Genomic DNA, 12,039 nt, shown 5'->3' with positions numbered 1-12,039 from the left:
ATTAGCGAAAGTCAAAAAAATTCCCGATTTTTGCAACCCTTCAATAATTCCGAAATTCATGAAACTTTGTATTGCCGAGAAACCCAGTGTTGCCAGAGATATTGCTAAAGTATTGGGCGCTACCATGCCTAAACAGGGCTATATGGAAGGGAACGGCTACTGTGTGACGTGGACGTTCGGACATCTTTGCACGCTGAAAGAACCTCACGATTACGGTCCACAATACAAATCCTGGAATCTTTTTTTACTGCCGATCATTCCGAATAATTTTGGGATCAAATTAATTCCCAACAAAGGTGTTGAAAATCAGTTTAAAGTGATCGAAAGATTAGTCGGAGAATGTGATGAGGTCATCAACTGCGGGGATGCCGGGCAGGAAGGAGAACTGATTCAACGGTGGGTTCTGCAGAAAGCTAAATGTAACAAACCTATACAGCGTCTGTGGATTTCATCCCTTACCGAAGAGGCGATTAAAGAAGGTTTTGCCAATTTAAAACCTTCCGAAGATTACAAAAACCTCTATCTCGCGGGAAATGCAAGAGCGATTGGAGACTGGCTGTTGGGAATTAACGCCACCCGGCTTTTTACAAAAAAATTCGGGGGGAATAAAGCCGTTCTTTCCATCGGGAGAGTACAGACGCCCACGCTGGCCATGCTGGTGCAGCGACAAAAAGAGATCGATGCCTTTACCACAGAAGAATATTGGGAACTCAAAACCAAATACCGTGACGTTATCTTCAATGCGGCCATCGACCGTCTGAAAACTTTAGAGCGTGCCGAAAAAGGCCTGGAATATCTTAAAGTCAATCCCTTTGAGATTGTTTCATTTGAAATCAAAGAAGGAAAAGAGAAAAATCCGAGACTCTTCGATCTGACCGGTCTTCAGGTGGAAGCCAATAAAAAATACGGATATTCAGCAGAAAATACCTTAAAGTATATTCAGAGTCTTTACGAAAAGAAACACGTCACCTATCCGCGTGTTGATACCACTTATCTATCGGACAGCTTATATCCTAAGATAGAAGGCATCCTCCGGAAAATGTATTTCTATCAGGAGTTGGTTGCACCCTTACTGGAAGCACCGATTCCAAAGTCGAAAGCTGTTTTTGATGATGCGAAAGTCACGGATCACCATGCCATTATTCCGACCGAAGTTCCGCCATCCCAGAACCTGAGCAGGGAAGAGAAACTGGTTTACGATCTGGTTGCGAAAAGGTTTATTGCTGTATTCTATCCCGAATGTAAAATTTCAAACACCCTGGTAGAAGGACAGGTAGGAACCATTCCGTTTAAAACAAGCGGTCGGCAGGTTCTTGAGCCCGGCTGGAGAGCCGTGTATGCAAAAGATACCAAAGAAGAACCCACGGATAAAGAAAAAGATAAAGAAGAGGAGCAGACCATTCCTGAGTTTACAGTCGGGGAGACCGGACCTCATGATCCGATGATTCACCAGGGAAAAACGTCCCCTCCGAAACCTTATACGGAAGCAACTCTTCTGAGGGCCATGGAAACTGCCGGAAAGCAGGTGGAAGATGAAGAACTCCGGGAACTCCTGAAAAATAACGGAATCGGAAGACCTTCCACCCGGGCCAACATTATCGAAACACTTTTCAAAAGAAAATACATCGAGAAGAAAAGGAAAAACTTAATTGCTACCCAAACCGGAATTCAGCTGATTGACACTATTGAAGACGAATTGCTGAAAAGTCCGGAACTGACGGGAGAATGGGAATCTAAGCTTCGTAAAATCGAAAGCGGTGAATATGAAGCCAACCATTTTAAGGAAGAACTGATCCAGATGGTTACGGAGCTTACCAAAAAAGTAGTGGACGGAAAAGCGAAGGTATTTACCCTGCATGAAGAAAAAGAAGAAGTTAAAGAAAAGAAAAAACGCGAACCCGCAGCAAAAAAAGAACTTCAGTCCTGGGAGGAAACGAAATGCCCGAAATGCAAAGAACATCATTTAATAAAAGGAAAAACAGCGGTAGGGTGTTCGGATTTTAAAAATTGCGGCTTTAAAATATCTTTCGATATTTTTGGAAAAAAGATATCGGACAAACAGCTGTTGGATCTGGTTTTAAAAGGAAAAACTTCAAAGCTGAAAGGTTTTACCACACATCCTGAAAGTTTAACGGAAGGCGTGTTATTACTCTCTGATCATTTTCAGGTTGAGCTTAATTAATCTTTTTCACCCGGATTTTGTCCTTGTTGTTAACAGATACTACGAACATTGTTCTTGATATTATCAACAACCGGCCGGTTCACTTTGAACTCCGGTTTTAAATTTGTGCTCCCGGTATAGAATATTTGGATAATTTGTCTTTACATTTACCATTCAAATAACAATCCATGACCCCCGAAAAAAAACAACTTATCACCGACAGCTTCAGCCGCTCCGAGACCTTAAAATTCTATAAAGCGGAACTCCTTGAAGTCGATACCGATTTCATTTCCATGAAAATCCCGAAAATGGAACTGATGACCAGAAAAGCCGGCATGTTCAACGGAGCCATGATTGCTTCCCTGGTGGATGTCTCTTCGGGATACGCTGCCGTAAGCCATTACCCGGAAGACTGTTATGTCGTCACCGTAGAACTGAAAGTAAACTATTTAAGACCCGCCATTGGTGATGCGCTGGTTTCAAAATCCTATGTGGTAAAAGGAGGCGCAAAAATCAGTGTCATCAGAACCGAAATTTATGTGGTGGATGACCACGAAACCTCCGAAAGTCATGTCGCAACGTCACTGGTAACCATGATGAAGATCAAATAACGCCTTATCTAAGATTATTTGGAGCTTTTCCGGCTCTCCGTACTCGCTATTTCCGGGATTTTGGCAAGCCGGAGGCTTGCCGAAATCCCGGAAATGAGCTCAGACAGATACTGCGATCCGGGCTAAAATGACGGTGACACTCTTCAATATTGGGTAACAACTACAAACTTTTATCCTGTAGAGCATTGCACAGATGATTCCCTGGAGTTGATAATTTACTTGACAATAAATTTAAACTCATTCACCTACATTCCCTGTACATGATTCAGTTCAGCCTTAAAAATAGAATAATCTGTAATGACATGACTGGCAGGTTTTTCACCAAACAGCATCCTGTTATTTCATCTCGTTATGCCGATTGGAACGCCTTTTGCAAGCTCAACATCAACTTTAAAAAAATCCACCGCTATGAACTTATTAATACGACTTTTTATAACGGCCATCGTTGCCTTTCTCTTAACCAAAGTTTTGCCGGGAGTCCATTTTGAAGGATTCTCTACAGCCATTATATTTGCTATTGTTCTAGGACTTTTAAACCTGACCATCAAGCCGATTTTGAGCATCTTTGGATTACCTTTAACCATCATCACACTTGGGTTTTTTGCACTGGTGATTAATGCTTTGATCATTCTGATAGCTGATTATTTCATTGACAGTATGGAAGTCAGCGGTTTCTGGTGGGCCTTTATCTTCAGTATCTTACTGTCGATTATCACCTCTTTTGCCAATTCGATGTTCTCGGATGCAGATTAAGACACTATATTCATATCACGATAGAAAATCCCGGTCATATTTCTGATCGGGATTTTTATTATTGATTTCTGATTATTTTATTCATATTCTGTTCCATCATTAGTTTTTCCTATGCCAATTTTATCAGTTCCTTACAGGTTTTTACTTCATCATTGATTCAATAAAATTTTGTAAAATAGTTAAGGCCAAGTTAAATTGGTTGGGCGAAGCCTGAAAATACAGCTTCATCAGATCAACGCAATTGATCCTTCTTTGTCTCTTTATCACAACCCTACTATAAATAACTTTGCGTCAAAATATAAACTCTGAGATAAAACAGATCATCAGAATTGCTAAATCGTTTTACATTGAAATCATCACCGCTTCTGAATTACATCTGATAAATGTTTTATTAATTTGAATTTTAACCACATTTGCATACCTTTGGAAATCTTTGAATTAAACAGGAATTTATGAAACTTAAGTACAGTCTGCTGGCTTTGGCAGCTCCGCTCTTAATGAATGCACAACAAGTAATGACGCCTGAGATCCTTTGGACTTTGAAAAAAGTGGGAGTACAGGCCGTTTCCCCGGATCAGTCTTCACTGATCTACAAAATAGGACAGGTTGACCTTAAAACCGAAAAAACAAAAAATGAGACCTACTTTTTAAATGTTCTGAACCATCAGTCAACAAAAATAGATTTCGGTAAAAAAGCATTGATTCAGTGGGATAAAAACGGAATTTATGCCCAGGAAGGAGATAAAATCTATCTTTCAAAAGACAGTGGGAAAAGCTGGTCAGAATTTTATACCATCGGGGAAGCAGACAACATCGTCATTTCTCCGGACGGCAAAAAAATAGCCTTCAGCAAGCAGGTTTTGGTAGAAAATCTCATGGGGAAAGATAAATATTCTGATACTCCGAAAACCACGGCCCAGGTTTATACAGATCTGAACCACAGGCACTGGGATTATTTCAATGAAGGAAAGTATAACCACGTATTTGTAGTAAATACCTCTGCAGCGGTAGATTCTGCAAAAGACTTACTGGAAGGTAAAACCTGGGATTCCCCGCAAAGACCTTTCGGCGGTGCTGAAGATTTTATCTGGAGCCCGGACTCTGCACAGCTTTTATATGTTACCAAACCCAAAAGCGGTAAAGAATATTCTACAAGTACCAATACCGATATTTTTGCCTATGATCTGGCTTCCGGATCAACAAAAAACCTAACGGAAACCAACAAAGGATACGATGTTAATCCGAAATTCAGTCCCGACGGTAAATCATTAATCTGGCAGAGTATGGCCAGGGACGGATATGAAGCAGACAAAAATGATATCAAGCTTTTAGACTGGAAATCCGGTAAAACCTCAAATCTTACCGAAGGGTGGGATGAAAGTGTTTCCGGAGATGTTTTCTGGAGCGGAGATTCAAAAAATATTTATTTCACGGCAGCTTTTAAAGGAACCAAGCAGCTGTTTTCTGTAGATCCTAAAAGTGCTAAAGTTCAGCAGATTACAAAAGGTAATTTTGATGTGAACGAAATATTTGCGGATACCAAAAATTTTCTTCTCGTAGGAAGAACTGATGTGAACCATGCTACAGATCTTTTCTCGGTAAATGTGAAAAACGGGGAAATGAAGCAGGTTACCGAAGCCAATAAAGATGCTTATGCAAAATTGGCCCAGGGAAAATCAGAATTAAAAATGGTGAAAACTTCGGACGGTAAAGAAATGGGCGTATGGTTCCATTATCCTCCCAACTTTGATCCCAATAAAAAATACCCGACTTTAGTATACTGCCAGGGTGGACCGCAATCTGCCTTAACGCAATTCTTCAGTGTACGGTGGAACTTTGCACTGATGGCCGCCAACGGATATATCGTAGTGGCTCCCAACCGTCGCGGAATGCCGGGATGGGGAACAAAATGGAATGAAGAAATTTCCAAAGACTGGGGCGGGCAGCCGATGAGGGATTATCTTGCAGCCACAGACTATGCCAAAACATTACCGTATGTTGATGGAGACAGAGTTGCAGCAGTAGGCGCAAGCTATGGTGGTTACAGCGTATTCATGCTGGCCGGGATTCACGAAAACAGATTCAAAACGTTCATCGCTCACGATGGCTTATTTGATATGAAATCCTGGTACCTGACCACAGAAGAACTTTGGTTTGCCAACTGGGATCTGGGCTCTCCCTGGGAAAAGCCCCTTCCGAAAGCATACACAGAATTTAACCCAAGCAATTTTGTTGAAAAATGGAACAAACCGATTATGATCGTTCAGGGCGGAATTGATTTCCGTGTACCTTATGAGCAGGGACAGGAAGCATTTCAGGCTGCGAAACTCAGAGGCTTAAAATCCAAGCTGGTCTATTTCCCTAATGAAAACCACTGGGTGCTCCATCCTCAGAACGGATTGGTCTGGCAGCGAGAATTCTTTGACTGGTTAAAGGAAACACTCTAATTGGTTTCACTTGCAGAATATTAGCAAAAAATATTTACTTTAATCAATACGAGCGGGCTTTAGCCCGCTTTTTGTTTCTAAAATTCAGAAGGCTTTAGCCAAAATGAATATTTGAATCATGCAAAACAGAATCTCTTCATTTCCACCAATTATCGACCCATCATCCGAAATCTTGATTTTAGGTTCTATTCCCGGCGTAAAATCTTTGGAAAAACAACAGTATTATGCCCATCCCCAAAATAAATTCTGGAAAATTATCTGTGAATTACTTAATGAAACATTCACGGATAATTATGCTGAAAGAATTGATATCATAAAGAAAAACCATATTGCCGTTTGGGATGTGATCGATTCCTGCGAAAGAAAAGGCAGCCTGGATTCGGAAATCAGGAATGAAGAAGCCAATCAGATCGGAGAACTTTTAGAAGAATATCCCAATATAAAAGCGATATTTTGCAATGGAGGGAAATCGTATAAAAACCTGCAGAAAATACTGGGGAAGAACTTTAGACTCCCAATCCACATATTGCCGTCTACAAGTCCTCTTCATACCATTTCCTTCGAGAAGAAACTGGAAGAATGGAAAGCCATTTTAGAATATTTATAGAATAATATCCGGAAATTACCTGGCCGAAGAGCATGATACCAAGGGAAAAATTACACTTTAAGGTATTTTCTCAATCCCTCAAGCAGCCTCAGCTGGTTTTTCGTTCTGTCCAGGTTGTGATCATCATATTTCACTGCGTAATACTTATTACCATTTAAGTGATCCGTCAAAAAACGTACTTCCTGAATATATATTACCACTTGTGCTGCATAATCCAGATTTTCAGATTCCTCCGGGGTTAATCTTTCTTTAAGATGAAACAGAAAGCCTTCTTTTACGGCATACATTTCAGCATTAAAATTGTCTGTGGCATTTCCATCATCTTCATGGGTCGAATTGGTATAGGACTGGATCATGGTTCCGAAATCGTATAAAATGGTAGAAACCATCACGGTATCCATATCAATGACAGCTAGCGCTTCAGCATTTTCATCAAAAAGAATATTACTGATTTTAGCGTCAGCGTGGATGATTCTTTCGGGAAGCCATTTATTTTTGATCAGTTCAATCCATCGGTTGGGTAAAAGTAAGAGATGATTTGTCAGTTCTATTTCTGCTTTCGCTTTTTCGATTAAATCAGGATCTGCGTCTCTCAGTGCTCTTTTATAATCTGAAATCCTCTTTTCAAAATTAGTGAAATCGGGTAGGGGGTCTGCTATTTCGGGTCCATCGCCTGTATTGACAATATCAAGAAAATGACCGAATGCTTTTGCTGCCTCATAAGCTGTTTCTTTAGAGGGTACTTTTAAAAAAGTCGTACTGCTTTCGATATAATGTTGCATTCTCCAGGGCTGTCCGCTTTTGTCATAAACCAGGAGCTGCTGATTGTAGGCCGGAACAGGATCAATAATGATCAGCTCGTAATGATGAGACTGAAGCTGGGCATTGATTAGCAGGTGATTAGTAATTAGACTGTCTGGATTTTTAAAAACCTGATTATTGATTTTCTGGAGAATATATTTTTTATCTTGATCATAATTTTCCAGAAGATAGGTAGAATTAACCAAACCGTTGGTAATCGGTTGGATATCATAACAATCAATGCCAATAAATTTTCTGACAATAAGGTCTAATTCCATAAATCTTCAGGATATCGGTTTTGCTGAATCTGACGGATAATATTGTTTTTGAGCATGATTTTATCCTCTGCATAGGTCATTCCCATCCACTGAGAGGGTGATGACTTTACCCGTACTTTTATTTTTTCTTCATTAATCATGTTCTGTACTGCGACAGGAATATAAAATTCTTTTTCAGGAGAAGGAGATGACCGCATGAAATCAGTAAAGTACGTTTCCAGAGAATTAAAAAAAGCAGGATGAAAAACAAAAAAATTCATCGAAACTAAAGTATCGGAACTGATCTCTACATTAATATCTTTTTCGGTATACACAATCACATTATTTTCTCTTCTTACGGAAGTTTGTTCCTCAATTTTTAATAAATAATTTTCATGATCCAGCGTACAGATTCCTCTGGCAACCCTACCGTTTTTACTTAACGTAGTTTCGACGGGATAAGCAATTAATTCAGACCGTGTAGCAGAAATAGCTCCTGAATCCATCTCTTCTGATGCCAACTGGTAGATTTCTTTACCATAAAAATCATCCGCATTGATGACAGCGAATAATTCCTCAATTACATCTTTTGCACAGAGAACAGCATGTCCGGTTCCCCACGGTTTCTTCCGGAAGGAAATATTCTGATTTGCAGGAACTCCTGTTTCCATCTCCTGATATACCCAGACCAGTTCGAAATTCCTCTGTACCGATATATTCCTTAATCTTTCTAAATAATTACCGGGAAGAAACCGGTTTATTACGATAACTATTTTATTAAAGCCGGCTTCTAAAGCATCGTAAATAGAATATTCCAGAATAGGGGAACCCTTTTCTAAAATGCCGTCCACCTGTTTCAGTCCTCTGTAACGGGTTCCTAGCCCTCCAGCCAGTATGAGAAGTGTTTTCTTACAGTTCATCGGTCATCCCAAATACAGGTTTACGGTTTTGATACTGTCCTCTTGTGAAATCCGGAATGTCAATCGCCTGTCCGCCCTTAGCAATCGATTCTTCGCTGAGTGGCGTTATGGAATACCAAGCAGCAAGATCATATACATCCATCGGAAATTCAATATTTTTTTTAATACATTCGATAAAAGTGTTCATTACAAAAAAGTCCATACCGCCATGTCCGGCACCAGTGGCCTGATTCTCATACTTCTTCCACATAGGATGGTCATATTCTTTCAGCCATTTTTCGGAATTATCCCAACGGTGGCTGTGATTCATTATTTTTTCAAAATAGATATGTCCCTGGTCCGGTCCGCCAGATCCGAAATCCTGCCACAGGCCTCCTGTTCCCTGGATCCGGAACCCCAGATCATAAGGTCTCTGAAGACTCGTATCATGGGTTAAAAGTATGGTTTCCCCATTTTCACAGGCAATTTGAGTGGTTACGACATCGCCCTGATTAAATTTTACTTTAGCATTCGGATGATTTTCTCCACCCTTCGGATGTTCTGCAATATATTGGTGAAGCCCAATCGATTTAGAGGAAAAAGAAGACAGTCTGGTGAGCCGGTTTCCACGGTTGATATCCATAGCCATTGCGACAGGACCTAAACCATGGGTAGGATAGAGCTCCCCATTCCGTTTTACATAATGTTCCGTTCTCCATTTTGCCTCACTGAAGCCTTTAGCTCCGAATTCTACCCCTGAATTATAGGGTGTAATCCCATCATTGAATAAAACTCCGCGGAGATCATGCTGATAGCCGCCGCGCCCGTGGACAAGGTCTCCAAACAACCCTTGGCGAACCATATTCAATACCGCCATAATATCTCTCCGGTAGCACACGTTTTCCATCATGAAAATAGGAACTTTTGTCTCCTCATAAGCTTTCACAAAGTCCCAGCAGTCCTGAAGTTTTATTGCTCCCGACACTTCCATACCCACAATCTTTCTGGCCCGCATCGCTTCCACTCCTTGGATAAGATGCCACTCCCAGGGAGTAGCAATGACAACAGCATCAATATTCTTCAGCTTCAGAAGATTCCTGTAATCATATTCACCATCAGAGAATTCCCTGGCTGCGGGTCTGTTGTATTCCTTCAACATTTTTTGACATTCGGAAAGCATACTTTTGCTGGGATCCGCAAAGGCTATAATTTCAGTATCATTTCTTTTGGCAAGAAGTTTTACATGTTCCCGTCCCCTGAGCCCAACGCCGATGAAACCGATCCTTACTTTTCTATCGGTGGCAAAACCTTCGGAGTAGGCAAATAATGAATTAGGAAGGACAAGGGCTCCGAAACCTGCCAGAGCAGCCGTCTTAATAAAACTTCTACGCGAATTATTCATACATGTATTTTATTTTAAAGATATTAAAATATCATTACTGAAATAAGAATAGTGCTAAATTATCAGAGTCAGTACATTAATCCGTTATTTTACATTAATTTTATTTTGAAATATTGTTAAAACAGCGTGTTTTATACTGTTCAGAAGGGTTTTGGTTTAAAATCCTATTTTTCAATAGTGTATACCTCTTCATAAGGCTGAATCAATACCCAGCCGTGCCCGGAAAATTTCATCTGGAATTCTTCGCCGCTTCCCCTGCCGATTAAACTTCTAAAAGAAACATTGGTCTTTAGTTCCGGACTCAGGTTTCCCGACCATGCCACCGTAGCATTAGGATCTGTAAAAACAGGATTTTCCGGTGTCACCAATAATGTCAAAGGATCTCCGTGGGTGGTAATCGCAATATGTCCTGTTCCGGAAAGCCTAACCTGAAATAAGCCTCCTGATAGTACTCCGGCAACACTCTTTAACATTGTAATTTCATTCTTAATGCGCTCTTCGTGAGCCAAAACATCATTACCGTTCACACAGACCGATTCGTTATTCAGGTACAGAATACGAACTTTTTTTCCGGAATCGGCAACATACAATTCCCTGTCCCTTCAGCTTTCATCAGCCTGGCACCCTCACCGCTGATCGCCTTTTTCAGAAGATTACCCCATCCTCCGGAAAGCATTCCCTGCTTTTCAAACATAATATTTCCGATGTAGCCAACCATACTTCCTGCTTTAGTCCAGACAGACTGGCTGTTTAGGTTAATCTCCAGCAGCTGAGGTTTTTCAAGCTCGAAATAATCTCTTTCCATCGGATTCTCTTGGGTTTCATTTACAAAAGATTCAATTGAATATTTACTCATGAGTTTATTTTTTGTAACTCAAAACTAAACTTTTTCTGTGTTAAAAATAGCCGTAATAGCACGGTTTTTCATTTCATTTCAAATAATACTTGACAAAGGGGTCCCGAATGTCGTATATTTGCACCTCGAAAATTACACCTTGTAATTTCAATAAATTTTTAAACCGTAATTTAAAAAATGAAGACATCCGATTTTAACTTCGACCTTCCTGCAGAATTATTGGCAGAACACCCGGCTGAGCACAGAGATGAAGCCAGATTAATGGTTCTTGACCGTAAAACCCAAACCATTGAGCATAAATTATTTAAAGACGTTGTAGATTACTTTGACGAAAAAGATCTTTTCATCTTTAACAATACGAAAGTTTTTCCTGCCCGTCTTTACGGAAATAAAGAAAAAACAGGGGCTAAAATTGAAGTTTTCCTGTTAAGAGAGCTTGATAAAGAAACCCGTGTATGGGATGTTCTGGTGGATCCTGCCAGAAAAATCAGAATCGGTAACAAATTATTCTTTACAGAAGACGAATCTCTGGTAGCTGAGGTGATCGATAATACCACTTCCAGAGGAAGAACATTAAGATTCTTATTCGATGGTTCCTACGAAGAGTTCAGAGCCAAATTGAAGGAACTGGGTGAGACACCGCTTCCTAAATATATCAAAAGAGATGTTGAGCCTGAGGATGCAGAAAGATACCAGACGATCTATGCTAAAATCGAAGGCGCTGTAGCAGCACCTACTGCAGGTTTACACTTCTCCAGACATTTGATGAAGAGATTGGAAATCAAAGGAATCGATTTTGCTGAAGTTACGCTTCACGTAGGATTGGGAACTTTTAACCCGATTGAAGTAGAAGACCTTTCTAAACATAAAATGGAGTCTGAAGAAATCATCATCGATGAAAAAAATGCTGATATCATCAATAAAGCGGTAGATGCCCACAGAAGAGTCTGTGCAGTAGGCACCACTACAATGAGAGCCCTGGAAACTTCTGTTTCCTCAAACAAAAAGATTTCAGCGTTCCAGGGATGGACTAATAAATTCATCTATCCGCCTCACGATTTCGGAGTAGCCAACACCATGATTACCAACTTTCACACGCCAAAATCTACATTAATTATGATGATTGCAGCGTTCGCCGGAAGAGATTTCATTATGCAGGCCTACGAAGAAGCAGTAAGAGAAAAGTATAAATTCTACTCTTACGGAGATGCCATGTTAATTTTGTAATTAATTTTAAATTATAGA

At 40.3% G+C, this 12,039-nt stretch carries 9 protein-coding genes and 1 pseudogene; 6 read left to right on the top strand and 4 right to left on the bottom strand.

The features are described from left to right. Positions 1 to 58: 58 nt before the first annotated feature. The 5 genes from ODZ84_RS06980 (at position 59) to ODZ84_RS06960 (ending at position 6,579) form a co-directional block, all read left to right on the top strand. Entirely contained in the window at positions 59 to 2,182 is a 2,124-nt protein-coding gene (locus tag ODZ84_RS06980; RefSeq protein ID WP_266176272.1) for a type IA DNA topoisomerase, read from the top strand. A 167-nt stretch (positions 2,183 to 2,349) separates the two neighbouring features. After that, the gene (locus tag ODZ84_RS06975) at positions 2,350 to 2,772 is read left to right on the top strand and encodes a PaaI family thioesterase (RefSeq protein WP_266176271.1); all 423 of its coding nucleotides are present in this window, start codon (positions 2,350 to 2,352) and stop codon (positions 2,770 to 2,772) included. Between the two features lie 408 nt (positions 2,773 to 3,180). Continuing rightward, positions 3,181 to 3,525 (top strand): phage holin family protein, encoded by a 345-nt coding sequence (locus ODZ84_RS06970; RefSeq protein WP_266176270.1) that lies wholly within the window; start codon positions 3,181 to 3,183, stop codon positions 3,523 to 3,525. A gap of 452 nt (positions 3,526 to 3,977) precedes the next feature. Continuing rightward, positions 3,978 to 5,972: a S9 family peptidase gene (locus tag ODZ84_RS06965; RefSeq protein ID WP_266176269.1), complete on the top strand. Its 1,995-nt coding sequence runs from the start codon at positions 3,978 to 3,980 to the stop codon at positions 5,970 to 5,972. Between the two features lie 118 nt (positions 5,973 to 6,090). Further along, positions 6,091 to 6,579, top strand: a complete 489-nt coding sequence (locus tag ODZ84_RS06960; protein ID WP_266176268.1) for a DNA-deoxyinosine glycosylase — start codon at positions 6,091 to 6,093, stop codon at positions 6,577 to 6,579. Between the two features lie 50 nt (positions 6,580 to 6,629). On the opposite strand, the gene ODZ84_RS06955 is transcribed toward ODZ84_RS06960, so the two are convergent. The 4 genes and pseudogenes from ODZ84_RS06955 to ODZ84_RS06940 form a co-directional block, all read right to left on the bottom strand. Beyond that, the gene (locus ODZ84_RS06955; RefSeq protein ID WP_266176267.1) at positions 6,630 to 7,658 is read right to left on the bottom strand and encodes a phosphotransferase enzyme family protein; all 1,029 of its coding nucleotides are present in this window, start codon (positions 7,656 to 7,658) and stop codon (positions 6,630 to 6,632) included. Next, positions 7,649 to 8,557: a sugar phosphate nucleotidyltransferase gene (locus ODZ84_RS06950; protein WP_266176266.1), complete on the bottom strand. Its 909-nt coding sequence runs from the start codon at positions 8,555 to 8,557 to the stop codon at positions 7,649 to 7,651. The genes ODZ84_RS06955 and ODZ84_RS06950 overlap by 10 nt, the downstream gene beginning before the upstream one ends. Next, positions 8,547 to 9,938, bottom strand: a complete 1,392-nt coding sequence (locus ODZ84_RS06945) for a Gfo/Idh/MocA family protein (protein WP_266176265.1) — start codon at positions 9,936 to 9,938, stop codon at positions 8,547 to 8,549. Before ODZ84_RS06945 ends, ODZ84_RS06950 begins: the two co-directional genes overlap by 11 nt. 164 nt (positions 9,939 to 10,102) lie before the next feature. Continuing rightward, a pseudogene (locus ODZ84_RS06940) lies at positions 10,103 to 10,656 on the bottom strand (AIM24 family protein). A 315-nt stretch (positions 10,657 to 10,971) separates the two neighbouring features. Between ODZ84_RS06940 and queA the strand changes: the two are divergent. Next, positions 10,972 to 12,021, top strand: coding sequence for a tRNA preQ1(34) S-adenosylmethionine ribosyltransferase-isomerase QueA (gene queA / locus ODZ84_RS06935; RefSeq protein WP_266176264.1), 1,050 nt, complete (start codon positions 10,972 to 10,974; stop codon positions 12,019 to 12,021). Positions 12,022 to 12,039 lie beyond the last annotated feature (18 nt).

The sequence above is a fragment of the Chryseobacterium fluminis genome (assembly GCF_026314945.1).
Classification (GTDB): domain Bacteria; phylum Bacteroidota; class Bacteroidia; order Flavobacteriales; family Weeksellaceae; genus Chryseobacterium; species Chryseobacterium fluminis.
This window is presented reverse-complemented; position numbering and strand designations above follow the sequence as displayed.

What these genes read in the sequence shown, in the direction of transcription:
- ODZ84_RS06980 (WP_266176272.1), top strand. Translation starts at nt 59, where the DNA reads ATGAAACTTTGTATTGCCGAGAAACCCAGTGTTGCCAGAGATATTGCT.
- ODZ84_RS06975 (WP_266176271.1), top strand. Translation starts at nt 2,350, where the DNA reads ATGACCCCCGAAAAAAAACAACTTATCACCGACAGCTTCAGCCGCTCC.
- ODZ84_RS06970 (WP_266176270.1), top strand. Translation starts at nt 3,181, where the DNA reads ATGAACTTATTAATACGACTTTTTATAACGGCCATCGTTGCCTTTCTC.
- ODZ84_RS06965 (WP_266176269.1), top strand. Translation starts at nt 3,978, where the DNA reads ATGAAACTTAAGTACAGTCTGCTGGCTTTGGCAGCTCCGCTCTTAATG.
- ODZ84_RS06960 (WP_266176268.1), top strand. Translation starts at nt 6,091, where the DNA reads ATGCAAAACAGAATCTCTTCATTTCCACCAATTATCGACCCATCATCC.
- ODZ84_RS06955 (WP_266176267.1), bottom strand. Translation starts at nt 7,658, where the DNA reads ATGGAATTAGACCTTATTGTCAGAAAATTTATTGGCATTGATTGTTAT.
- ODZ84_RS06950 (WP_266176266.1), bottom strand. Translation starts at nt 8,557, where the DNA reads ATGAACTGTAAGAAAACACTTCTCATACTGGCTGGAGGGCTAGGAACC.
- ODZ84_RS06945 (WP_266176265.1), bottom strand. Translation starts at nt 9,938, where the DNA reads ATGAATAATTCGCGTAGAAGTTTTATTAAGACGGCTGCTCTGGCAGGT.
- queA (WP_266176264.1), top strand. Translation starts at nt 10,972, where the DNA reads ATGAAGACATCCGATTTTAACTTCGACCTTCCTGCAGAATTATTGGCA.